This is a genomic window from Streptomyces sp. NPDC050439 (assembly GCF_040655335.1).
GTDB lineage: Bacteria > Actinomycetota > Actinomycetes > Streptomycetales > Streptomycetaceae > Streptomyces.
Genome location: NZ_JBFAJT010000003.1, coordinates 24225 through 46759, shown reverse-complemented (window position 1 = coordinate 46759; position 22535 = coordinate 24225). Strand labels below are relative to the sequence as shown.

Genomic DNA, 22535 nt, shown 5'->3' with positions numbered 1-22535 from the left:
CCGCTAGACGGCGGCCGGCGTCGACTCGGTGGCGGGCGCCGTCTCCGCGGCAGCCGCGCGGCGGTCCCGAACCTCCCTGCGCACCAGGACCACCCAGCCGATGGGCACGCCCGAACAGAACAGCCACCACTGGACGGCGTACGCCATGTGCGGGCCGATGTCGCCGTGCTCCGGCTCGCCGATCAGCTGCGGGGAACCGTCGGCGGGCTCGGGCGAGGTCAGTTCGACGTAGCCGCCGAGGACTTCCTTGCCGAGGCTGTGCGCCTGCTGGCCGCTGCTGATCAGCATGATCTGACGGTCCGGCAGCCCCTGGACGTCCTTGATGCCGCTCTGCGCGGACGTCTCGTCGGCCATCAGGCGGCCGGTGACGGTGATCTCGCCCCTGGGCGCGGCGGGGACCTTGGGGAACGCGGTCTGCGGTCCGTTCGCCGGGATCCAGCCACGGTTGACGAGGAGGACCTTGCCGTCGTCGAGGACGAACGGGGTCAGGACGTGGAACCCGATCTCCTCGTCGGCGTTCGTGCGGCGCCGCACGACGACCTCGTCCTTCGTGTCGTACGTGCCGTGCGCGGTCACCCGGCGGTAGCGCTCGGAGTCCGCAACGGAGTGTCCGGGCGAGGTCAGCCGCTCGGCCGGCACCGGTTGGGCGTCCAGGGCCTTGGAGATCTCCGCGTTCTGGGCGACGCGGTGCTCGTGGCGGTGCAACTGCCAGAAGCCCAGCTCGATCATCGTGGGGATGAGAACGAGGCCGATGAGGGTGAGGATCACCCACTGCCGGGACAACAGGAAGCGGTACACCCCACGACGGTACAACTCGGTCGTGGGGTGCACGGGGGTGGGGTACTCCGGAACGGGGCCGGGGCGGGCCGTGGGGTGCGCAGGGCCCGGGTCACACCCTGTCGACGATGCCCACCTGCCCCTCCGCCCGCGAGCAGTGCGCACCGCAGTACCACTGCCCGTCGGCCTCCACGCCCTGGCCGATGATCCGGCAGCGGCAGTGCTCACAGATGGGCGCCATGCGGTGAATGGCGCAGGAGAAGCAGTCGAAGACGTGCACCGCGCCTTGCGCGTGCACCTCGAACGACATGCCGTAGTCGTTTCCGCAGACCTCGCAACGTGCCATGCGCCACAGGGTGGGACGCGGGGCGCCCGCAAGCGAGCAAGCAGGCGGGCGCCGGGCCGACAATTCACCCGTCTGACGCCCGCGGGCGGCTCAGCCCTCCGCCGCCGGAGCGACGTCCTGGAGGAGCTGGCCGAACGCGGCCTCGTCGATGACGGGGGTGCCGAAGGACCGTGCCTTCACGGTCTTGGAGGTGCCCGAGTCCGGGTCGTTCGTGACGAGCAGGCTGGTCAGGCGTGACACGCTCGTCGCGATGTGCAGCCCGGCCTCGACCGCGCGGTCCTCCAGGAGATCGCGCTCCACGGAGGTGTCGCCGGAGAACGCGACACGCATGCCCTGTTGGAGCTGTTTGCCCGGTTCATACCGACCTGGGTTGGGGTAGGGGCAGGCGGGCCGCTTGCGCGAGGGGCGCCAACTCGACGGGCCGAACGAGGAGTACGACGAGCCTGCCGAGCCGGGCCCGGTCGGCTGACGGACGATCCGGGGCGCGCCGTCGGACCACTCGGTGAGCGGACGGCACTCCAGGAGCGGCAGCCGCACCCCGCCGGTGGCCGCGGCCTTGAGGCTGGGACGGAAGGCCTCGGCGAGCACGCGCGCGTCGTCGAGGGCGTTGTGCGCGTGGCGCTGCTCGACCCCGAAGTGCGCGGCGAGCGACTCCAGCTTGTGGTTGGGCAGCGGAAGCCGCAGCTCCTTGGAGAGGGCGATGGTGCACAGGCGCTGGCGCACGGGTGCGGTGAGCTCGGCGCGTGCGTACTCCCTGGCGATCATCGACCAGTCGAAGACGGCGTTGTGCGCGACCAGGACGCGGTCGGCCAGGCGCGACGCGAACTCCTCGGCGATGTCCTTGAAGAGCGGCGCGTCCGCGAGGAGGGCGCTGGTGAGACCGTGGATCCACACGGGCCCGGGGTCACGCTGGGGATTGACCAGGGTGTACCAGTGGTCCTCCACCTCGCCCCGCGCGTCCACGCGGTAGACGGCAGCCGACACTATGCGGTCGTCGCGGGCGAGACCGGTGGTCTCGACGTCGACGACCGCGTACCCCGTTGGGTACGCGGCCGGCCAGGTGGCTGCGGACGCTGCGGTCGTCTGGTCTTCGAGCATGGTCCATGAGGATACGGGCCGCGACTGACAGTCAGGTCCCTGGGCTGTTCGCCGCGTCGAGAAGTCCGGACACCAGTGCCCTGACCGACAGGGTGAACAGCGCCTCGTGGTCGGCGGGTCGGGCGAGCGCGCGGGCGAGCGCCGGGTCCTGCTCGGCCGTCTGCGCACCCCACAGTTCCTCCTCGCCGGGGCGCTGCACGGGCGCGCGTTCGCGGTTGCGCTCGACCAGGAGGTGGCCGACGACGTGCACCTGGACGGCGCGTACGGCGTCGGCGGCGCGGGCGCCGCGCAGGCCCGCCGCGTGCACTTCGTGGACCAGGGCCTGCTGGGCGGGCAGGAACATCCGCTCGGTGAGGCCGCGTTCGTGGACCATCGCGATGAGGTGCGGGTGGTCGCGCAGCCGGCGACGCAGGGCGCGCGCGACGGAGACGATGCGCCGGTCGGGGGTGCGGCCGGTGGGGTGGATCGCGCCGAGGTCGGCGAGGGTGCGCTCGACGAGGGCGTCCAGGAGCGACTCGCGGTTGCCGACGTGCCAGTAGATCGAGGTGACGGCGGTGCCCAGCTCGGCGGCGAGCTTGCGCATCGTCAGGGCCCCCGGACCGTGCTGCTTGACGAGCGCCGCGGCGGCGGCGAGGACCTGTTCCCGGTCGAGATGGCCGCGTTCCCGGTCCGGATGCGTACGCGTCTCTTCACTCTTCACGCCTCCTGTTGTAACTGTGTTACAGAACCGCCCGCAAGACCTCTTGTAGTCCTGACGAAGGGTGGTACGACATGGCACGCGTACGGTATGGAGCGCGCACCGAGGCGGAGATCGCCGCGGCGCGCAGCGCGAGTTCGAAGCTGCCCGACATCTGGTCCACGGGTGTGGTGGCCGTCTGGGAGAGCGATCCGGACGCCGTGGCGGCCGTCCTTCCGCCGCCGCTGAAACCCACGGGCCGGCCGCTGGTGCGGGCCAACATCAGCAAGGTCGACCTGCCCGGCTATCCGCTCGGCGCGGGCTCGGTGGCCGTCGCCGCCGAGCACGACGGGGTGGCCGGCTGGTATCCGCTCGTCATGCCGATGACCCATGAGCGGGCCCTGATCGGCGGACGTGAGGTCTTCGGGGAGCCGAAGAAGCTGGGCGAGGTCGAGGTGGAACGCGACGGCCTGGTGGTGCGCGCCTCGCTGGCCCGGCACGGCATCGCCTTCGTGGAGGTGCGCGGCGCGGTCAGCGGCGACCTGCCGCTCCCGGAGCCGGTCCGGAAGACGGACTTCTACTTCAAGTTCCTTCCCGCGGTGGACGGTTCGGGCTTCGACGCCGATCCGGTGCTCGTGCACTGCGTGCGCAACGAGAAGGTCCGCAAGCTGGAGGGCGTCACCGGGGACGTCGTCCTGCGCGAGTCGATGTACGACCCGGTCGCCGACCTGCCCGTACGACGGGTCGTCGAGATCACCATCGGCGAGAAGACCACGGACCAGCAGGGCCGGGTGGCCGAGCGCGTCAGCGCGCAGGCGCTGCTGCCCTACATCCACCAGCGCTACGACGACCCGCAGCAGATCCTCGACGGCCCGCCCGAGGGGAGCGTCTGAGATGGAGCTGCGGGAAGGGCAGGTCGCCGTCGTCACGGGCGCGGCGAGCGGCATCGGCCTCGCGATGGCGCGACGGTTCGCGGCGGACGGCCTGAAGGTGGTCCTCGCGGACGTCGAGGAGGGCGCCCTGGAGAAGGCGGCCGCCGGGCTGCGCGAGGACGGGGCGAGCGTCCACGCGCGCGTGGTCGACGTCGGGTCGCGAGAAGAGGTCTTCGCGCTCGCCGAAGCGGCGTACGACGCGTTCGGCGCCGTCCATGTGCTGTGCAACAACGCGGGGGTCGGCTCGGGCGCCGAGGGCCGCATGTGGGAGCACGAGCCGAACGACTGGAAGTGGGCCTTCGAGGTCAATGTGTGGGGTGTCTTCCACGGCATCCAGGCCTTCGTGCCCCGGATGATCGCGGGCGGCGAGCCGGGCCATGTCGTCAACACGTCGTCCGGTGACGGCGGCATCGCGCCGCTGCCGACGGCGTCCGTGTACGCGGTCACCAAGGCGGCCGTCGTGACGATGACGGAGTCCCTGTACGCGCACCTGAGGGCGGAGCACGCGCGCGTGGGTGCCTCCGTGCTCTTCCCGGGGCCGCACATGCTGCGCACGGGGCTGTGGGAGTCGCACCGCAACCGCCCCGACCGGTACGCCAAGTCCCGCCCCCGCAAGACCCCTTACCGCTCTCTCGACCAGTGGGAGACCGCGATGAAGGACGCGGGCAAGGAGGTCGCGTTCACGCCCGTCGAGCAGGTGGCGGACTTCGTGGCGGAGGGGATCGCGGCCGACCGCTTCTGGCTGCTCCCGCAGAGCGAGCACAGCGACCGGCAGATCAAGGCCAGGTCGCGGTCGATGCTGGACCGCGCGAACCCGGCGTATCTGGAGAGCTTCATTCTGGACTGAAGGGCACGTGATGACCGACCAGGATCCCTACCTGATCATCTCCTCCGACTGCCACGCCGGGCTTCCCACCGAGGAGTACCGGCCCTATCTCGACAGCCGCTTCCACCGGGACTTCGACGGGTTCCTGGGGGAGCGGGACGCCCGCCGCGCGGAGGCGACGCGGCTCGGCATCCGCAACGACGCGTTCGCCGCCAAGTGGTTCCAGGACAACGAGGAGGGCCTGCGCGGCGGCTGGGAGACCGCGCAGCGCCTCAAGGAGCTCGACGGCGACGGGGTGGCCGCCGAGGTCGTCTTCCCCGACGCGGACGCCGTGGACAGCCAGACGGCCGCGCCCTTCGGGGTGGGCCTAGGCCTCTCCGGGGACCAGGACCCGGAGCTGGGCATGGCGGGCGCGCAGGCGCACAACCGCTGGCTCGCCGACTTCGTGTCCGAGCACCCCGAACGGCACTGCGGGGTCGCCCTGTTGCCCATCACCGGCGAGGTCGACCGGGTCGTCGCCGAAGTCCACCGCGCCAAGGAGTCCGGGCTCGGCGCGCTGATGATCCCCTCCATGTGGGTCGACAAGGCGCCCTACCACGACCCGCGTTACGACCCCGTGTGGGCGGCGGCGGCCGAGTGCGCGATGCCCGTGGTCACGCACTCCGGGGCGGCGCCCCGCCATGAGTACGGCGACCACCTGGGGATCTACGTCTCCGAAGTGACCTGGTGGCCGGCGCGGCCCCTGTGGTTCATGCTCTGGTCGGGCGTCTTCGAGCGTCATCCGGGGCTGAAGTTCGGGGTCGCGGAATCCGGCTGCTGGTGGCTGCCGAACCTCCTGTGGTTCATGGACCGCCTCTACCTGGGCGCGCACGGCGGCAAAAAGCTCTCCCCGTTCGCGGAGCTCAAACGGCCCCCGCACGAGTACCTGGACCGGCAGATCTTCATCTGCGCGACCAACACCAAGCGCCGCGAACTCGCCCAGCGCTACGAGATCGGCGTCGACAACATCCTCTGGGGCAGCGACTTCCCGCACCCCGAGGGGACCTGGCCCGACACGCGCGCGTGGCTGCGGAAAACCTTCCACGACATCCCCGTGGAGGAGACCCGCCGAATGCTGGGTCTGGCGGCCGCCGAGGTCTTCGGCTTCGACACGGAGCGCCTCGCGCCGCTGGCACGCCGGATCGGCCCCACCCCGGCCGACCTCGGCCAGGACGCCGACCAGGGCGCCGTCGAGTCCTCCTGGGCGCGCTCGCGCGAGGTGGGCCGCCACTGGCTGACCGACCACGACTTCCCGGTACTGGGGGCGGACACATGAGCGGACAGCACACGACCGAAGAGCGCTACACCGTCATCTCCGCCGACTGCCACGCGGGCGCCGATCTCCTCGACTACCGGCCCTACCTGGAGTCGCGCCACCACGACGCGTTCGACGCGTGGGCGGCCACGTACGTCAATCCGTACGAGGACCTGCTCGCCGACACCGCCGACCGCAACTGGAACTCGGACCGCCGCGTCGCCGAACTGGAAGAGGACGGCATCGTCGCCGAGGTCGTCTTCCCGAACACCATCCCGCCCTTCTTCCCGAGCGCTTCTCTGATGGCACCGGCCCCTACCCGTGAGGAGTACGAGCAGCGCTGGGCGGGACTGCGGGCCCACAACCGCTGGCTCGCCGACTTCTGCGCCGCGGCTCCGGGGCGCAGGGCGGGCGTCTTCCAGATCCTCCTGAACGACGTGGACGAGGCCGTGAAGGAGATCCACCGGGCGGCCGACGCGGGCCTGCACGGCGGCCTCCTGCTGCCCGGCACGCCGCCGGGCAGCGGGCTCGCGGAGCTCTACTCGGCGGCGTACGACCCGATCTGGGCGGCCTGCGCCGAGCGCGGCGTGCCGGTCAACCACCATGCGGGGTCGGCGTCTCCGCCCCTGGGCGAGGAGCCGGCCGCGCGGGCCGTGTTCATGGTGGAGACGACGTGGTTCTCGCACCGGGCCCTGTGGCACCTGGTGTTCGGCGGCGCCTTCCGCCGCCATCCCGACCTGCGGCTCGTGCTCACCGAGCAGGGCTCGGGGTGGATCCCGGGCGTCCTCGACATGCTGGACTACTACCACGGGCGCCTGGTCGCGGCGGCGTCGCGGAAGGGCAGCTCCGGGACGGCCGAGTCGAAGTTCGGTGCGGGCCTCGCCGACTCGATGGGCAAGGGGCCGTCCGAGGTCTGGCGCGACAACTGCTTCGTCGGGGCGAGCTTCATGCGCCCGCACGAGGCGCAGATGAGGGACCGGATCGGCCTCGACAAGATCATGTGGGGCAGTGACTACCCGCACGACGAGGGCACGCATCCCTTCTCGCGCGAGGGCCTGCGCATCGCCTACGCGGGCCTCCCCAAGGACGAGATCGCCGCCATGGTCGGCGGCAACGCGGCCCGGGTGTACGGCTTCGACCTGGAGCGGCTCGACGCGATCGCGGCGAAGGTCGGGCCCACGGTCCAGGAGCTGGATGAGCCCCTCAAGGAGACCCCTGCCGGTGCCACGAGCCCGGTGTTCGCTCCGGGAGGGTCGGTACGGGTCTGGTGACGTACGGGGTGGGGTGGTCCCCGCGCGACGGAAGCGACGCACGACGAGACGCTCGGCGTTTGAGCGTCCGCTTTTGGCGGGGATCACCAACATCCACTTCTTTACCGCTGGTAATACTTGTCGGTAACTACGTCTAGCGGCGGTCGGCCGGGGGCCCTTACGGTGCACGCATGCCGCCGAACCTGCCCGATGTCGTGCTGTGGTCCATACCTGCCTTCGTGCTGCTCACCGTCGTGGAGATCGTGAGCCACCGGATCCATCCCGACGAGGACGAAGCCGGGTACGAGACGAAGGACGCCGCCACCTCCGTCACCATGGGGCTCGGCAGCCTCGCCTTCGACCTCTTGTGGAAGATCCCCATCGTGGCGATCTACACGGCGGTGTACGCGCTGACGCCGCTGCACATCCCCGTGCTGTGGTGGACGATCCCGCTGATGCTGCTCGCGCAGGACTTCTTCTACTACTGGTCGCACCGCGGGCACCACGTCATCCGCATCCTGTGGGCCTGCCACGTCGTGCACCACTCCAGCCGCAAGTTCAACCTCACGACGGCGCTGCGCCAGCCCTGGACGAGCCTGACGGTCTGGCCGTTCTACCTTCCGCTGATCGCGCTCGGCGTGCATCCGGCGGCGCTCGCGTTCTGTTCGTCGGCGAACCTCGTCTACCAGTTCTGGATCCACACCGAGCGCATCGACAAGCTCCCGCGGCCCTTCGAGTTCATCTTCAACACCCCCTCGCACCACCGCGTCCACCACGCGTCGCAGGGCGGCTACCTGGACCGCAACTTCGGCGGCATCCTGATCATCTGGGACCGCATGTTCGGCTCCTGGGTCGCGGAGACGGACCGCCCCGTGTACGGCCTCACGAAGAACATCACCACGTACAACCCGCTGCGGGTGGCCACGCACGAGTACGTGGCGATAGCCAAGGACCTCAGGAAGGCCACCAGTTGGCGCGAGCGGGGCGGAAGGCTGTTCCGGGGGCCGGGCTGGCAGCCGCAGGAATCCGCGAAGTCGCAGACCGCTCAGGGGGCCGCGCCGGGGCCGGTGGCGGAGCCCGTGACGGAGCCGGTCACGGAGAGCGCGGCGTGAACGCCGGCCCCGCGACGGCCAAGCCGCTCCTGGCCGCGTTCGCCCTGGCGGCGGCGGGCGACCTGGCGGCACTGCTGGCGGGCTCGGACGTCGGGCACACGGTGTTCAAGCCACTCCTTATGCCGCTCCTGGCGGCGTACGTGGTCACGGTCAAGGGGCCGCGCCTGCTGACCGTGGCCCTGCTCTTCGGCTGGGGAGGCGACACCCTCCTGCTCTTCGACGCGGACGCCGCGTTCCTCGCGGGCATGGGCTCCTTCGCGGCGGGCCACGTCTGCTACCTGATCCTCTTCAAGCGCCACGGCGCACCACGCGCGCGTGGCGCCTGGCTCGTGGCCGCGTACGCCACCGCCCTCGTCGTCACGGTCGCCCTCCTCTGGCCGGATCTCCCGCCGGACATGCGCGGACCGGTGGCGGGCTACAGCCTCCTGCTCACCGCGATGGCGTTCGGCGCCACGAGGCTGGGTGTCACCGCGGCGGTCGGCGGCGCGCTGTTCCTCCTGTCGGACACCCTCATCGCGACCGGCGTCGCCGAGTGGCCGCAGGCCCCGCGCCCCGACTTCTGGATCATGCTCACCTACATCGCCGCCCAGTTCCTGCTGGTCCGCGGCATATTGGCGGCGCAGCCCCGCCAGTTGCCCCAGACAGCTCAGCAGCTCACCAGCGAATCGGCAGCGGCAACGCGGTCAGCAGAGCCGACACCGCCACCACGACCCCGAGCATGATGACCTCCCAGCGCGCGGGGGAGTACGCCGAGACCGGATCGGGGGCCCTGCGCAGCCGGCGGCGCGCGAGCAGCGCCAGGACGGCCACGGCCGCCACGAGGAGCACCTTGGCGAGCAGCGTGCGCCCGTAGGCCGTCTCCGCCAGCTGGTCGACGACCGTGCCCGGCGGCATCCGGCGCAGTGTGCTGAACACTCCCGTCACCGTGATCGCGGCGAGGAGCACGGCCGCCACGCGCGCGTAGAGCCCCAGTAGCGCCGCGCCCGCCTCCGGGGCGAAAGTCCGCCACAGCCGCAGCATCCGAAGCACCTGCAGCAGGCCACCCGCCCACAGCACCCCGCAGGTCAGATGCACCAGGGTCAGACCGGTGCCGATGAGCGGGGTGTCCTCCACCGGGGGATGGGCTCGCAACGCCTCCGCCACGATCACCGCGGCCAGCGGAAGCGCGGCGGTGGAGGGGCGGCGCGAGCGCGAGCAGAGCAGCGCCACGATGAAGGCGTTGACCTCAAGGAGCGCCAGCCTGCCGTCCCGCGTCGCGTAGAGGCCGCCGATGTCCATGTCGGAGAGCTGGTGGGGGACCAGATTGCCGGTGGCCACCACCGAAGCGAGGCCGAGCGCGGCGACGAGGCCCGCGCCCGCCGCGTACGCCGCCCAGCTGCGCGGCTCACGGTCCAGCGGCGCCCCCGGGACGCGGCGCGCGAGCCGGATCGCGTACACCTCGCCCAACTGCACGCAGAGCGCGGCGAACATGACCGTCCGCAGGAACGTGATCCCGGCCGTGCCGGGCGCCTCGGCCTCTCCGGTGCCGCTCAGTGCCGCCGAGGGGCCGAGCAGCGGGACGGCGGCGGCGACGGCCACCAGGATCAGCACGGCGACGGCATGACCCGCCGAGGGGCGGCGGGGTGCGCGGTGCGAGGCGGCTGCCGGGCCACCCGAGGCTTCACCACCGGGGTCGGCGGACGGTTCTATGGAGCTCACCACATGATCTTCACCAGGCACCCCCTAAACGGGCAAGTCCTGGCAAACAACTGGCGCCTCCCCGTTCCGGCCCACCGGAGCCACGCAGGCACTCCGGTCACGGGCGCGCACGCGAAGGGCCGGGCGGTCACCGACCGCCCGGCCCTGGGCCTCCCGCGAGAGGGGTACTTCCGCGAGGGGGCTACTTCCGGATGGCGTCCAAGGCGTCGATCATGCCCACGCCGTAGAAGCCGTTCTTGTTCTTGCCGCCCTCGCACACCGCGTCGACCTTGCCGTCGGCGTCGATGTCGTACGGATCGGTGCACTTCATGGCGTCGGCCTCGCCGTAGAGCAGCGCCTTCACCTTCGACGAGGACGCGTACGGGTGGGCCGACTTGATGAGCGCGGCGACGCCCGCGGCATGCGGGGACGCCATCGACGTGCCCGCCTTGTAGCCGAACTTGCCGCCCGGCAGCGTCGACAGGATGCGGCCGTCCGTGGCCGGCGCGTCCGGCGTCTGGTACCGCGTCGAGTCACCGCCCGGCGCCGCGATGTCCACCACGCCCTGGCCGTAGTTCGAGTACGAGGACTTGATGCCCTTCGCGCCCGTGGCCGAGACGGTCACCACACCCGGAAGCTGCGACGGAAGGTCGAGGCAGTCCGCGGTCTTGATGACCCGCTCCGTGGGCGTCGTGTCGTCCGGGCTGGAGTCGTCCACGATCTCGTCCTGCGCGAGGTCCGTCTCGGCGTTGCCTGCCGCCGCGACGTTCACCGCGCCCTTGCGCTCCGCGTACCGGGTGGCCCGCCCGACGGCGTCGACCAGGGCCTTCTGGTCGTCGTCCGTCTTGCAGTTGAACAGCCACGGGTCGGTGTAGTAGCTGGAGTTGGTGACGTCGACGCCGTGATCGGCCGCCCACATGAAGCCGCAGACGACGGCCTCCGTGTAGTACATGCCGGTCGCCGGCTCGGCCACCTTCAGGCTCGCCACCTTCACGCCCGGAGCGACACCGGTGACGCCGGTGCCGTTCTTCGCGGCGGCGATGGTGCCCGCCACGTGCATGCCGTGGTCGCTCTCCCCGCTCACCGGACGCCACGCGCTGTCCTTCTGCACGGGCACGCCGCCCAGACAGCTCGCGGACGCCTTCGCGTCGAAGTTCGGCGCGATGTCCGGGTGCGTGTCGTCCACGCCGGAGTCCAGGACGCCGACGGTGACCCTGGAGCTGCCGAGCGACACCTTGTGGGCCTTGTCCGCCTTGATGGCGGGCAGATCCCACTGGAGCGGCTCGAGCTCGTCCTGGCCCGCGCCCGCCTGCCCGGCCGCCTGCTTCGCCTCGGCGGCGGACAGGGGCCGGTCGGCCTCCAGGGCGTCGTCGGACTGCGCGGACAGCGGAGCCGTACGAGTGGCTCCCGCCGACGCGACGCCCTTCGCCCCGCGGATCTTCTTCGCGAAGTCCGCGTCCGCCGAGTGGACGACGATCACGCCGATCCTGTCGTACGCGATGACGACCGTGCCGCCGGCCTTGGCGATGGCCCTCTTCACGTACGCCGTCGTCTTGGCGGACGGTGAACCGCCGTGTCCGGCACGGACGTTGACGACGTAGCTCATCGACGTGCCGTCCGTGAGCGAGCCCAGGGCGGACACGGCCGACGACACCGGGGTGCCGGGACGGGCCGCGGCGTCGGGCTGTGCCGACGCCGTGCCCGGCAGGAAGGCGACGGCCGAGGCCACCGCCACGCCGAGCGGGAGTGCGAGCACGCGGCGGGAGCGCGTGAAGGGTGCGGTCATGGTGCGCGAGCCCCTCACTTCTTCTTCACGGCGTCGAGCGCGTCGACGATCCCACTGCCGTAGAAGCCGTTCTTGTTCTTGCCGCCCTCGCAGATCGCGTCGACCTTGCCGTCACCGTCCGGGTCGTACGGCGTCGTCGGGCAGCCCGGGTTGTCGGCCTGCTTCTTGAGGAGGCGCTGGAGCTCGGCGGGGCTCGCCTTGGGGTGCGTCGACTTCAGGAGCGCGGCCACGCCCGAGGCGTGCGGCGAGGCCATCGAGGTGCCCTGCAGCCAGCCGTACTCGTTGCCCGGCATCGTGGAGAGGATGCGGCCGTTCTTCGACGGGGTGTCGGCCGGGATCTGGTACTTGTCGCCGCCCGGGGCCGCGATGTCGATGACGCCCTTGCCGTACGTGGAGTAGTACGACTTGAGGTTCTGCACGCCCGTCGCGCTGACCGTGACCACGCCCGGCAGCTGCGTCGGGAGGTCGAAGCACTCGGACGGGTCGATGGTGCGGGGCACCGGCGTCGAGTCGTCCGGGCTGGAGTCGTCCAGGATCTCGTCGGCGGCGAGGTCGTGGTTGGAGTTGCCCGCCGACGCGAGGTTCAGGGTGCCCTTCTTCTGGGCGTACAGCTGTGCACGGTTGACCGCGTCGACGATGGCCCGCTGGTCCGGGTCGTCCATGCAGTTGTAGAGCCACGGGTCCACGTAGTAGCTGTTGTTCGTGATCTCGATGCCCTTGTCGGCGGCGAACACGAACGCGCAGACGACGCTCTCCGGGTAGAACAGCTCGCTGACCGGGTCGGCCACCTTGATGCCGGCCACCTTCACGCCGGGGGCGACACCCGCGACGCCCACGTTGTTGCGGGCGGCGGCTATCTCGCCGGCCACGTGCGTGCCGTGGTAGTGGTCGGGCTTCTCCGGGCGCCAGGCACCGGCGGAGGTGTCCGCCTTGCCGCCGACACAGCTCGCCGACTGCGAGGCCGAGAAGTTGGGCGCGAGGTCCGGGTGGGTGTCGTCGACTCCGGTGTCGATGACGCCGACGGTGACCTTCTTGCTGCCCGGGTTGACCTTGGCTGCCTTGTCGGCGCCTATCGCGCGCAGGTCCCACTGGTCGGCCTCGAGCGGTTCGGCGGCCGAAGGGGCCTGCGCCTTGAGCGCCTTGGCCTCGGACTTCGACAGGAGGGTCGGGGCGCCCTCCTCCGTGGTGCCCGCCGCCGTCAGGGGCGAGGTGCGGGTCGCGCCGGCGGACTGGACGCCCTTGACCTTGCGCAGCTGCTTGCCGAAGTCGGGGTTCGCGGAGTGCGCGACGATCACGCCGATCTTCGGGTAGGCGACGACGACGGTGCCGTCCGCCTTGGCGATCGCCCTCTTGACGTACGCGATCGTCTTGGAGTCCGTGCGGGTGTTGACGACGTAGGCCAGCTTCGGGGCCTCGGCCTTCGCGGACGCGGTGGCGGGGGCGTCGGGGGCCGCGGTGGCGACACCGGGAGCGAAGCCGACCGACGCCGCGAGCGCGATGCCGAGCGGCACGGTGAGCGCGATGCGACGTCTGGAACGCAGATGAGCCATGGGATCTCCACATCATCCGGATACGTGAACTGCCCGAACACACCAAGTGATCGGGCAGGTACATGACGGGCTGTGCAGGGTGAAGCTATCCCCCGAACTCCCAGGCCAGCAATGGATTCCAGAAGAAATCGATCCCGCACACCGCGCCGGGCGCGCCGTCGAGACGTTGAACAGGTAACGGAAGCAACATCGACCCCTGTCGGATCACGTCCTGTGGCCTTAGCATCGCCATCCGTGGCTCACGTGATCCGCGTCACTGCCGGATCGAAGAGAGTCAATGGATCAGCTGTCCGTCCCCACCGCACCCGCACCACGAGGAGAAGACTCCGTGGCCCCCGAAGCATCCCCACCGTCCAAGGACGGAGCAGCCCCCGCCCCGTACGCGCCGTCCACGGAAGAATTCCTCCAGGAGCAAGCGAGTCCCGAGTTCGGTGAACTCCGCAAGGCGCACCGCTCGTTCGCCTTCCCGCTGACCGTCGCCTTCATCCTCTGGTACCTCGCGTACGTCCTGCTCTCGAACTACGCGGGCGACTTCATGGGCACCAAGCTGTTCGGCAACATCAACGTCGCCCTGGTCCTCGGCCTCGCACAGTTCCTGACCACGTTCCTCATCGCCTGGTTCTACTCGCGCCACGCCTCGGCGAAGCTCGACCCCAAGGCCGAGGCGATCAAGTCCCGTATGGAGGCCGGCGCATGAGCCCCGCGCTGAACACCACTGTCCTGGCGGCCACGTCCGACGCCTCCGAGCACCGGGCGCTGATCATCAGCCTCTTCGCGGCCTTCGTCGTCGCGACCCTCTTCATCACCGTCTGGGCGGGACGCCAGACCAAGAGCGCCGCCGACTTCTACGCGGGCGGCCGCCAGTTCACCGGCTTCCAGAACGGTCTGGCGATCTCCGGCGACTACATGTCCGCCGCGTCCTTCCTCGGCATCGCGGGCGCCATCGCCCTCTTCGGGTACGACGGCTTCCTCTACTCCATCGGCTTCCTGGTCGCCTGGCTGGTGGCGCTCCTCCTGGTCGCCGAGCCGCTGCGCAACTCGGGCCGGTACACGATGGGCGACGTGCTCGCCTATCGCATGCGCCAGCGTCCGGTGCGCACCGCGGCGGGCACCTCCACGATCGTCGTCTCGATCTTCTACCTGCTCGCGCAGATGGCGGGCGCCGGTGTCCTGGTCTCGCTGCTGCTCGGCATCACCAGTGACGCGGGCAAGATCCTGATCGTCGCCCTCGTCGGCGTCCTGATGATCGTCTACGTCACCATCGGCGGCATGAAGGGCACCACCTGGGTGCAGATGGTCAAGGCCGTGCTGCTCATCGCGGGCACCATCCTGATCACCTTCCTGATCCTGCTGAAGTTCAACTTCAACGTCTCCGACCTGCTCGGCACCGCCGCCTCCAACAGCGGCAAGGGCTCGGCCTTCCTGGAGCCCGGTCTCAAGTACGGCGTGAGCGGTACGTCGAAGCTGGACTTCCTCTCGCTCGGCATCGCCCTGGTGCTCGGCACGGCGGGACTGCCGCACATCCTGATCCGCTTCTACACGGTGCCGACCGCCAAGGCCGCGCGTAAGTCCGTGAACTGGGCGATCGGCATCATCGGCTCCTTCTACCTGATGACGATCGTCCTCGGCTTCGGCGCCGCGGCGCTGCTCAAGCCGGGCGACATCATCGCCTCGAACAAGGCGGGCAACACGGCGGCGCCGCTCGCCGCCCTGGAGATCGGCGGCGGTGGCGACTCCACCGGCGGCGCGCTCCTGCTCGCCGTGATCTCCGCGGTCGCCTTCGCCACGATCCTCGCGGTCGTCGCCGGTCTGACCCTCGCCTCGTCCTCGTCGTTCGCGCACGACATCTACGCCAACGTCATCAAGAAGGGCAAGGCCACCGAGAAGGAGGAGATGAAGGCCGCACGCTGGTCGACCGTCTTCATCGGCATCGTCTCCATCGCGCTCGGCGCCCTGGCCCGCGATCTCAACGTGGCGGGCCTGGTCGCCCTCGCCTTCGCCGTGGCGGCCTCCGCGAACCTGCCGACGATCCTCTACAGCCTGTTCTGGAAGCGCTTCACCACCCAGGGCGCACTCTGGTCCATCTACGGCGGACTGATCGCGGCCGTCGGCCTGGTGCTGTTCTCGCCGGTCGTCTCGGGCAAGCCCACCTCGATGTTCCCCGACGCGAACTTCGACTTCTTCCCGCTGGAGAACCCGGGCCTGATCTCCATCCCGCTGGGCTTCCTGCTCGGCTGGCTCGGCACGATCCTGTCGAAGGAGAAGGCGGACAAGGGCAAATACGCGGAGCTGGAGGTACGGTCCCTCACGGGAACCGGAGCCCACTGATCCTCCTGGGTTCCACCTGAAACACGCACGTCAGCGGCCGCGTCGTAGATCATTGGTAGATCTCTACGACGCGGCCGCACCGCTCCTCGTGGGATCGGGCCCCCCTCGCTGTCGGTCCCGTCACGTAGGCTCGTGTCATCTGAACCGAACGGCTGAACAGGATCAGGGAGGGGGCCCACGTGCTCATCGACACCTACGGCCGAGTGGCCACCGATCTGCGGGTTTCGCTGACCGACAAGTGCAATCTGCGGTGCACGTACTGCATGCCCGAAGAGGGCCTGCAATGGCTGTCCAAGTCCGAGCTCCTCAGCGACGACGAGATCGTCCGCCTCATCCGGATCGCCGTCACCCAGCTCGGCATCACCGAGATCCGCTTCACCGGCGGCGAGCCGCTCCTGCGCCCCGGCCTCGTCGGCATCATCGAGCGCTGCGCCCAGCTGGAGCCGCGCCCCAAGATGTCCCTGACGACGAACGGCATCGGCCTCAAGCGCACCGCCGCCGCCCTCAAGGCCGCGGGCCTCGACCGGGTGAACGTCTCGCTGGACACCCTGCGCCCCGACGTCTTCAAGACCCTCACCCGCCGCGACCGCCACAAGGACGTCCTGGAAGGCCTGGAGGCGGCCCGTGACGCCGGCCTGACCCCGGTCAAGGTGAACACGGTCCTGATGCCGGGCCTGAACGACGACGAGGCCCCCGACCTCCTCGCCTGGGCCGTCGAGAACGACTACGAACTGCGTTTCATCGAGCAGATGCCCCTGGACGCCCAGCACGGCTGGAAGCGCGACGGCATGATCACCGCCGGTGACATCCTGCAGTCGCTGCGTACGCGCTTCGAGCTCACCGAAGAGGGCTCCGGCGAGCGCGGCTCCGCGCCGGCCGAGCGCTGGCTCGTGGACGGCGGCCCGCATCGCGTCGGCGTCATCGCATCCGTCACGCGCCCATTCTGCTCGGCCTGCGACCGCACCCGCCTGACGGCCGACGGCCAGGTCCGCACCTGTCTGTTCGCCACCGAGGAGACCGACCTGAGGGCGGCCCTGCGGGCGAACGACGAAGAGAGCTCCGAGGGCTCGGACGAGGCGATCGCCCGCATCTGGAAGCTCGCGATGTGGGGCAAGAAGGCGGGCTCGGGCCTTGACGACCCGACGTTCCTGCAGCCCGACCGCCCCATGTCGGCGATCGGCGGCTAGGACAGGCCCCGGTGCGCTAGCTCTCCGGGGCTTCCCACTCGGCGAGCGGCACGACGTCCTTCAACATGCTGCGTACGCCCAGGAATTGAGAGAGGTGCTCGCGGTGTTCCTCACAGGCGAGCCACGTCTTGCGGCGCTCCGGGGTGTGGATCTTCGGGTTGTTCCACGCCAGCACCCACACGGCGGCCGCGCGGCAGCCCTTGGCGGAACAGATCGGTGTTTCGTCGCTCACGAATGACGTCCAAGTGCGTTCAAAACAAGGCGACGCCGAGCAGCCACGGGGGGAGCTGCCCGGCGTCGGTCTGTCGCTCCGACGGGGGATGCGGAGCGCGTACGAAGTATGTCACGGGGGACCCGGTGCCTGGCACCGGAACCACATGATTGATCTGAGGTTTTCTTGAGCTTGGCGCATCGTCGACGGTCAGTTCTGATGGCCTGACGGAGCGTTGGGCTCGCCCGGCGCGGGGCCCGTGCCGGCTTCCGGGACGGGTTCCGCGGACTCGTCGCGCGGGGGCGGCGGCGCGAGCACCGGCCGGGACGGCGCCGGTACGAAGGTCGACGGCAGCGAGGGGATGTTCTCGCGCCCCGCGTTGGCGATCACGACGGAGATGTACGGCAGGAGGATGCCGAGCACCAGTGCGACAAGGGCGACGTGCCGCTCGACGTTCCACAGCACCGCCGCGGCAATGACCGAAAGCGTACGGATCGACATCGAGATCACGTACCGCCGCTGCCTGCCCCGCACGTCGTCCGCGAGTGACTGCCGGGCCCCTGTGATCCGGAAGACCTGGGCGCCGCTCTGCTTCCGCATCACATTCCACCGCCTGCTCACAAGAAGCCGGGCGCTCCCCGGCCCGGACGCGCTCCACGTTACGCCGGGGCTGCGCAGCCTTCGAGACCGGGGCAGGCCTCTTCTCGGTGTCCTGTCTGCGTCATGCCACGTATGGGGGTGCCCGACATGCGCCGTATGGAGGATCGGTCGAGACTTGCCGTAATGCTCATGTTGAGCCGAATGAGGAGGCAGCTATGAGCTGGTTGTGGGCCATCGTCGTGGGATTCGTGCTGGGGCTGATCGCCAAGGCGATCCTGCCCGGTAAGCAGCACAGTCCGCTCTGGCTGACCACGATCTTCGGCATCATCGGCGCGATCATCGGCAACTCGCTTGCCTCGGCGTTCGGCATCGATGACACCAAGGGCATCGACTGGGGTCGCCACGCCCTGCAGCTGGTGGCGGCACTCGTCGTCGTGGGCGTCGGAGACATGGCGTACAAGATGATCAAGGGCAACAGGCAACGCGCCTGACCTGCGCGAACACGGCATGCGAGAGGGGCCGGTCCATAAGGGCCGGCCCCTTTCGTACGCATACGGGAACGCGGATCAGCCTGCCGTGACCGCCGTGACCTCGACGGCTGCCAGGTTCTTCTTGCCGCGGCGCAGCACGAGCCAGCGCCCGTGCAGCAGCTCGTCGCGGGACGGCACGGCGTCCTCGGAGGCGACCTTCGCGTTGTTCACGTAGGCACCGCCCTCCTTGACCGTGCGCCGGGCCGCGGACTTGCTCGCGACCAGGCCGACCTCCGCGAGGAGGTCCACCACCGGGCCCAGCTCGGCGACCTGGACACGCGGCAGCTCGGAGAGGGCCGCGCTCAGCGTCGCCTCGTCGAGGTCACCGAGCTCACCCTGGCCGAACAGCGCCTTGGAGGCGGCGATGACCGCGGCGCACTGGTCGGCGCCGTGCACCAGCGTCGTCAGCTCCTCGGCGAGCGCGCGCTGGGCCGCACGGGCCTGCGGACGCTCCTCGGTGAGCTTCTCGATCTCCTCCAGCTCCTCGCGGGACTTGAAGCTGAGGATGCGCATGTACGTCGAGACGTCCCGGTCGTCCACGTTCAGCCAGAACTGGTAGAACGCGTACGGCGTGGTCATCTGCGGGTCGAGCCAGACGGCGCCGCTCTCGGACTTGCCGAACTTGGTGCCGTCCGCCTTGACCATCAGCGGTGTGCCGACGGCGTGCACCGCGGCGTCCGGCTCCAGGCGGTGGATCAGGTCGATGCCCGCGGTGAGGTTGCCCCACTGGTCGCTGCCACCTGTCTGCAGCGTGCAGCCGTAGCGCCGGTAGAGCTCAAGGAAGTCCATGCCCTGGAGCAGCTGGTAGCTGAACTCCGTGTACGAGATGCCCTCCTGGGACTCCAGACGGCGGGCCACGGAGTCCTTGGTCAGCATCTTGTTCACGCGGAAGTGCTTGCCGATGTCCCGCAGGAACTCGATCGCGGACATGCCCGCGGTCCAGTCCAGGTTGTTGACCATCACCGCGGCGTTCTCGCCCTCGAAGGACAGGAACGGCTCGATCTGCGAGCGCAGCCGGGCCACCCAGTTCGCGACCGTCTCCGGGTCGTTCAGGGTGCGCTCGGCGGTCGGCCGCGGGTCACCGATCTGGCCCGTGGCGCCGCCGACGAGCGCCAGCGGGCGGTGGCCCGCCTGCTGGAGCCTGCGGACGGTCAGGACCTGCACCAAGTGTCCGACGTGCAGGCTGGCCGCGGTCGGGTCGAAGCCGCAATAGAACGTGACGGGGCCGTCCGCGAGCGCCTTGCGCAGTGCATCTTCGTCCGTGGACAGGGAGAAGAGTCCCCGCCACTTCAGCTCGTCGACGATGTCCGTCACGGTCTTGTGTCTCCTTGAAAGGTTCTGGCCGGTCGAAAGGCCTGAGGCTTCTGGCCGGTACCGGCTGGCACCGGCCAGTCTATGGGCGTCACACGCCTTGGCTGACCGAGCTCATGTTGAAGTCGGGGATGCGCAGGGCGGGCATCGCGGCCCTGGTGAACCAGTCGCCCCACTCCCTGGGCAGCGTCTTCTCCGTACGCCCGGCCTCCGAGGCCCGCGAGAGCAGGTCCACCGGCGACTCGTTGAAGCGGAAGTTGTTCACCTCGCCCACCACCTCGCCGTTCTCGACGAGATAGACGCCGTCCCTGGTGAGGCCGGTGAGCAGCAGGGTCGCCGGGTCGACCTCGCGGATGTACCAGAGGCAGGTCAGGAGCAGCCCGCGCTCCGTGCCCGCGACCATGTCCTCCAGGGTGCGGTCGGTGCCGCCGTCCAGGATGAGGTTGTCGATGGCGGGGGCCACCGGCAGACCGGTGAGGCTCGCGCTGTGCCGGGTGCTGGTCAGGTTCGCCAGCTCGCCCGCGCGCACCCACTCGGTGGCGGCTAGCGGAAGCCCGTTGTCGAAGACGGAGGAGTCGCCGCCCGAGGCGTGCGCGAGGACGAACGGCGCGGACTCCAGGCCCGGCTCGTTCGGGTCGCTGCGCAGCGTCAGGGGCAGCTCGGCGAGCCGGTCGCCGACGCGGGTGCCGCCGCCGGGCCTGGAGAACACCGTCCGGCCCTCGGCCGCGTCCCTGGCCGACGCCGACCACAGCTGGTAGATCAGCAGGTCGGCCACGGCGGTCGGCGGAAGCAGCGTCTCGTACCGCCCCGCGGGCAGGTCGACGCGCCGCTGGGCCCACCCCAGGCGCTTGGCGAGCTCCGCGTCGAGGGCCGCCGGGTCGACGTCCTTGAAGTCCCGGGTCGCACGCCCCGCCCACGCCGACTTCGTGCGGTCGGGGGACTTCGCGTTCAGCTCCAGGGTGCCGTTGGGCTGGTCGTGCCGCAGGCGCAGGCCCGTCGACGTCCCCAGGTAGCTCGACACGAGCTCGTGGTTCGCGAAGCCGTACAGCTCGCGTCCGCCCGCGCGGGCGGTGGCGAACGCCTCGCCGAGCGCCGGGGCGAAGCCGTCGAAGACCGCGGAGGACGTCTCGCGGGGCGCGTCCCTGAAGTCCGCGGACTCCTTGCCCCCGGCCACCAGCGGCTGCGCGTCCTCGGCGGGACCCGCCCCGCGCGCGGCGTGCTCGGCGGCGCGGACCAGGGGCTCGAGATCGGCGGCGGTCACCGCCGAGCGGGAGACGACGCCGGAAGCGGTGCCTTCCTTGCCGTCGACGGTCGCGACGACGGTGAGGGTACGGCCGCGGGTGACGCCGTTGGTGGTCAGGGCGTTGCCCGCCCAGCGCAGGTTCGCGGTCGAGTGCTCGTCGGCGATGACGACGCAGCCGTCGGCGGTGGACAGTTCGAGGGCACGCTCGACGATCTCGTAAGGCTTGCTGGTACGGCTCATCGACCGGCCTCCTGCGTCGTGTTGAGGATGTTCACGCCCCGGAACAGGGCCGACGGGCAGCCGTGCGAGACCGCCGCGACCTGCCCCGGCTGGGCCTTGCCGCAGTTGAAGGCGCCGCCGAGCACATACGTCTGCGGGCCGCCGACCGCCGCCATCGAACCCCAGAAGTCGGTGGTCGTCGCCTGGTACGCGACATCGCGCAGCTGACCGGTGATGCGGCCGTTCTCGATGCGGTAGAAACGCTGTCCCGTGAACTGGAAGTTGTACCTCTGCATGTCGATCGACCAGGAACGGTCACCTACGACGTAGATGCCCCGGTCCACGCCCGCGATCAGATCCTCCGTGCCGAGCCCGGCCGGATCCGGCTGGAGCGACACGTTCGCCATGCGCTGCACCGGCACATGGCCGGGGGAGTCCGCGTACGCGCAGCCGTTGGACCGCTCGAAACCGGTGAGCTTCGCGATCCGCCGGTCCAGTTGGTAGCCGACCAGGGTGCCGTCCTTCACCAGGTCCCAGGACTGCCCGGCCACGCCCTCGTCGTCGTACCCGATGGTCGCGAGGCCGTGCTCGGCCGTCCTGTCACCCGTCACGTTCATGATCGACGAGCCGTAGGCGAGCTTGCCGAGCTGGTCGAAGGTGGCGAACGACGTCCCCGCGTACGCGGCCTCGTAGCCCAGCGCGCGGTCCAGCTCCGTGGCGTGGCCGATGGACTCGTGGATGGTCAGCCAGAGGTTGGAGGGGTCTACCACGAGGTCGTACGAGCCCGCCTCCACGCTCGGCGCCCGCATCTTCTCGGCGAGGTGCTCCGGGATGCGCGCGAGCTCGGCGTCCCAGTCCCAGCCGGTCCCTGTGAGGTACTCCCAGCCACGCCCGACCGGCGGCGCGATGGTCCGCATCGAGTCGAACTCGCCGCTCGTCCCGTCGACCGCGACCGCGGTGAGCTGCGGGTGCAGCCTGACCCGCTGCTGTGTGGTCACCGTCCCCGCCGTGTCCGCGTAGAACTTGTTCTCGTGCACGGTGAGCAGCGAGGCGTCGACGTGCGAGACGCCGTCGGCGGCGAGCAGCCGCGAGCTCCACTCGGCGAGCAGCCCGCTCTTCTCCTCGTCCGGCACGGAGAAGGGGTCGATCTCGTACGCCGACACCCACGTCCTGTCGGCGTGCACGGGCTCACTCGCGAGCTCCACGCGCTCGTCCGACCCCGCGGCCCTGATGACCTTCGCGGAGAGCTTGGCCATGGCCACGGCCTGGGACGCGACCTTCGCCGCCGCGTCCATCGTCAGATCGACGCCCGAGGCGAACCCCCAGGTCCCGCCGTGCACGACACGGACCGCGTAGCCCAGGTCCGTGGTGTCCGACGTGCCGGACGGCCTGGCGTCCCGAAGCCGCCAGGACGCGCTGCGCACCCGCTCGAGGCGGAAGTCCGCGTGGTCCGCCCCCAGGGCCCGCGCACGGGCCAGGGCGGCGTCGGCCAGAGCCCTGAGCGGCAGCGCCGTGAAGGCTTCATCGATGGAATGAGGCACGGGTGTCTCCCTGCTGTCGGCACCGGTCGCTCAGATCATGT

General features: G+C 70.3%; 22 protein-coding genes. 10 read left to right on the top strand and 12 right to left on the bottom strand.

All coding sequences use genetic code 11. The annotated features are described in order from the left end of the window. Window positions 1-3: 3 nt before the first annotated feature. From AB0I66_RS13280 to AB0I66_RS13265, 4 genes are all read right to left on the bottom strand, one after another. A complete protein-coding gene (locus AB0I66_RS13280; RefSeq protein ID WP_363208660.1) occupies window positions 4-798 on the bottom strand; it encodes an SURF1 family protein in 795 nt (264 codons plus the stop codon). Between the two features lie 91 nt (window positions 799-889). Next, window positions 890-1123: a hypothetical protein gene (locus tag AB0I66_RS13275; RefSeq protein WP_135331724.1), complete on the bottom strand. Its 234-nt coding sequence runs from the start codon at window positions 1121-1123 to the stop codon at window positions 890-892. A gap of 90 nt (window positions 1124-1213) precedes the next feature. After that, on the bottom strand, window positions 1214-2221 hold the full coding sequence (locus AB0I66_RS13270; protein ID WP_363207943.1) for a DEDDh family exonuclease: 1008 nt from the start codon (window positions 2219-2221) through the stop codon (window positions 1214-1216). Window positions 2222-2252: 31 nt separating this feature from the next. Beyond that, complete coding sequence (locus AB0I66_RS13265; protein ID WP_363207942.1) at window positions 2253-2921, bottom strand: TetR family transcriptional regulator; 669 nt, start codon at window positions 2919-2921, stop codon at window positions 2253-2255. Window positions 2922-2992: 71 nt separating this feature from the next. Between AB0I66_RS13265 and AB0I66_RS13260 the strand changes: the two genes are divergently transcribed. The 6 genes from AB0I66_RS13260 (at window position 2993) to AB0I66_RS13235 (ending at window position 9033) form a co-directional block, all read left to right on the top strand. Beyond that, window positions 2993-3790, top strand: coding sequence for an acetoacetate decarboxylase family protein (locus AB0I66_RS13260; RefSeq protein WP_363207941.1), 798 nt, complete (start codon window positions 2993-2995; stop codon window positions 3788-3790). Between the two features lies 1 nt (window position 3791). Further along, window positions 3792-4676, top strand: a complete 885-nt coding sequence (locus tag AB0I66_RS13255) for an SDR family NAD(P)-dependent oxidoreductase (protein WP_363207940.1) — start codon at window positions 3792-3794, stop codon at window positions 4674-4676. A 10-nt stretch (window positions 4677-4686) separates the two neighbouring features. Beyond that, window positions 4687-5970, top strand: coding sequence for an amidohydrolase family protein (locus AB0I66_RS13250; protein ID WP_363207939.1), 1284 nt, complete (start codon window positions 4687-4689; stop codon window positions 5968-5970). Continuing rightward, window positions 5967-7220, top strand: a complete 1254-nt coding sequence (locus AB0I66_RS13245) for an amidohydrolase family protein (protein ID WP_363207938.1) — start codon at window positions 5967-5969, stop codon at window positions 7218-7220. The genes AB0I66_RS13250 and AB0I66_RS13245 overlap by 4 nt, the downstream gene beginning before the upstream one ends. 170 nt (window positions 7221-7390) lie before the next feature. After that, the gene (locus tag AB0I66_RS13240; RefSeq protein ID WP_363207937.1) at window positions 7391-8311 is read left to right on the top strand and encodes a sterol desaturase family protein; all 921 of its coding nucleotides are present in this window, start codon (window positions 7391-7393) and stop codon (window positions 8309-8311) included. Next, window positions 8308-9033 (top strand): lysoplasmalogenase, encoded by a 726-nt coding sequence (locus AB0I66_RS13235; RefSeq protein ID WP_363207936.1) that lies wholly within the window; start codon window positions 8308-8310, stop codon window positions 9031-9033. Before AB0I66_RS13240 ends, AB0I66_RS13235 begins: the two co-directional genes overlap by 4 nt. Here AB0I66_RS13235 and AB0I66_RS13230 read toward each other — a convergent pair. From AB0I66_RS13230 to AB0I66_RS13220, 3 genes are all read right to left on the bottom strand, one after another. Then, window positions 8966-10009, bottom strand: coding sequence for a CopD family protein (locus AB0I66_RS13230; protein WP_363207935.1), 1044 nt, complete (start codon window positions 10007-10009; stop codon window positions 8966-8968). The genes AB0I66_RS13235 and AB0I66_RS13230 overlap by 68 nt on opposite strands. Before the next feature lie 181 nt (window positions 10010-10190). After that, window positions 10191-11774 (bottom strand): S8 family serine peptidase, encoded by a 1584-nt coding sequence (locus tag AB0I66_RS13225; RefSeq protein WP_363207934.1) that lies wholly within the window; start codon window positions 11772-11774, stop codon window positions 10191-10193. Window positions 11775-11788: 14 nt separating this feature from the next. Further along, window positions 11789-13324 (bottom strand): S8 family serine peptidase, encoded by a 1536-nt coding sequence (locus tag AB0I66_RS13220; protein ID WP_363207933.1) that lies wholly within the window; start codon window positions 13322-13324, stop codon window positions 11789-11791. Between the two features lie 328 nt (window positions 13325-13652). Between AB0I66_RS13220 and AB0I66_RS13215 the strand changes: the two genes are divergently transcribed. From AB0I66_RS13215 to moaA, 3 genes are all read left to right on the top strand, one after another. Beyond that, window positions 13653-14021: a DUF485 domain-containing protein gene (locus tag AB0I66_RS13215; protein ID WP_363207932.1), complete on the top strand. Its 369-nt coding sequence runs from the start codon at window positions 13653-13655 to the stop codon at window positions 14019-14021. Next, entirely contained in the window at window positions 14018-15652 is a 1635-nt protein-coding gene (locus AB0I66_RS13210; RefSeq protein WP_363207931.1) for a cation acetate symporter, read from the top strand. The genes AB0I66_RS13215 and AB0I66_RS13210 overlap by 4 nt, the downstream gene beginning before the upstream one ends. Before the next feature lie 179 nt (window positions 15653-15831). Beyond that, window positions 15832-16839: a GTP 3',8-cyclase MoaA gene (moaA, locus tag AB0I66_RS13205; RefSeq protein WP_363207930.1), complete on the top strand. Its 1008-nt coding sequence runs from the start codon at window positions 15832-15834 to the stop codon at window positions 16837-16839. A 16-nt stretch (window positions 16840-16855) separates the two neighbouring features. Here the strand turns inward: moaA and AB0I66_RS13200 are convergent, their stop codons facing one another. Together AB0I66_RS13200 and AB0I66_RS13195 are read right to left on the bottom strand one after the other, a co-directional pair. Then, entirely contained in the window at window positions 16856-17071 is a 216-nt protein-coding gene (locus tag AB0I66_RS13200; RefSeq protein ID WP_363207929.1) for a hypothetical protein, read from the bottom strand. Window positions 17072-17260: 189 nt separating this feature from the next. Beyond that, window positions 17261-17650: a DUF3099 domain-containing protein gene (locus tag AB0I66_RS13195; RefSeq protein ID WP_363207928.1), complete on the bottom strand. Its 390-nt coding sequence runs from the start codon at window positions 17648-17650 to the stop codon at window positions 17261-17263. Between the two features lie 215 nt (window positions 17651-17865). Between AB0I66_RS13195 and AB0I66_RS13190 the strand changes: the two genes are divergently transcribed. Continuing rightward, window positions 17866-18141, top strand: coding sequence for a GlsB/YeaQ/YmgE family stress response membrane protein (locus AB0I66_RS13190; RefSeq protein ID WP_363207927.1), 276 nt, complete (start codon window positions 17866-17868; stop codon window positions 18139-18141). A 75-nt stretch (window positions 18142-18216) separates the two neighbouring features. Here the strand turns inward: AB0I66_RS13190 and tyrS are convergent, their stop codons facing one another. The 3 genes from tyrS to AB0I66_RS13175 all read right to left on the bottom strand — a co-directional run bounded on the left by tyrS (window position 18217) and on the right by AB0I66_RS13175 (window position 22494). Continuing rightward, window positions 18217-19494, bottom strand: coding sequence for a tyrosine--tRNA ligase (gene tyrS, locus AB0I66_RS13185; RefSeq protein ID WP_363207926.1), 1278 nt, complete (start codon window positions 19492-19494; stop codon window positions 18217-18219). Window positions 19495-19582: 88 nt separating this feature from the next. Continuing rightward, the gene (locus AB0I66_RS13180; RefSeq protein WP_363207925.1) at window positions 19583-20974 is read right to left on the bottom strand and encodes a metallopeptidase TldD-related protein; all 1392 of its coding nucleotides are present in this window, start codon (window positions 20972-20974) and stop codon (window positions 19583-19585) included. Beyond that, window positions 20971-22494, bottom strand: a complete 1524-nt coding sequence (locus tag AB0I66_RS13175; RefSeq protein WP_363207924.1) for a TldD/PmbA family protein — start codon at window positions 22492-22494, stop codon at window positions 20971-20973. Before AB0I66_RS13175 ends, AB0I66_RS13180 begins: the two co-directional genes overlap by 4 nt. Window positions 22495-22535: the final 41 nt, after the last annotated feature.

Bases quoted from the DNA above. Each gene is read 5' to 3' on its own strand.
- AB0I66_RS13275 (WP_135331724.1), bottom strand. From the start codon at position 1,123: ATGGCACGTTGCGAGGTCTGCGGAAACGACTACGGCATGTCGTTCGAG.
- AB0I66_RS13270 (WP_363207943.1), bottom strand. From the start codon at position 2,221: ATGCTCGAAGACCAGACGACCGCAGCGTCCGCAGCCACCTGGCCGGCC.
- AB0I66_RS13260 (WP_363207941.1), top strand. From the start codon at position 2,993: ATGGCACGCGTACGGTATGGAGCGCGCACCGAGGCGGAGATCGCCGCG.
- AB0I66_RS13255 (WP_363207940.1), top strand. From the start codon at position 3,792: ATGGAGCTGCGGGAAGGGCAGGTCGCCGTCGTCACGGGCGCGGCGAGC.
- AB0I66_RS13250 (WP_363207939.1), top strand. From the start codon at position 4,687: ATGACCGACCAGGATCCCTACCTGATCATCTCCTCCGACTGCCACGCC.
- AB0I66_RS13245 (WP_363207938.1), top strand. From the start codon at position 5,967: ATGAGCGGACAGCACACGACCGAAGAGCGCTACACCGTCATCTCCGCC.
- AB0I66_RS13240 (WP_363207937.1), top strand. From the start codon at position 7,391: ATGCCGCCGAACCTGCCCGATGTCGTGCTGTGGTCCATACCTGCCTTC.
- AB0I66_RS13225 (WP_363207934.1), bottom strand. From the start codon at position 11,774: ATGACCGCACCCTTCACGCGCTCCCGCCGCGTGCTCGCACTCCCGCTC.
- AB0I66_RS13220 (WP_363207933.1), bottom strand. From the start codon at position 13,324: ATGGCTCATCTGCGTTCCAGACGTCGCATCGCGCTCACCGTGCCGCTC.
- AB0I66_RS13210 (WP_363207931.1), top strand. From the start codon at position 14,018: ATGAGCCCCGCGCTGAACACCACTGTCCTGGCGGCCACGTCCGACGCC.
- AB0I66_RS13195 (WP_363207928.1), bottom strand. From the start codon at position 17,650: ATGCGGAAGCAGAGCGGCGCCCAGGTCTTCCGGATCACAGGGGCCCGG.
- AB0I66_RS13190 (WP_363207927.1), top strand. From the start codon at position 17,866: ATGAGCTGGTTGTGGGCCATCGTCGTGGGATTCGTGCTGGGGCTGATC.
- AB0I66_RS13180 (WP_363207925.1), bottom strand. From the start codon at position 20,974: ATGAGCCGTACCAGCAAGCCTTACGAGATCGTCGAGCGTGCCCTCGAA.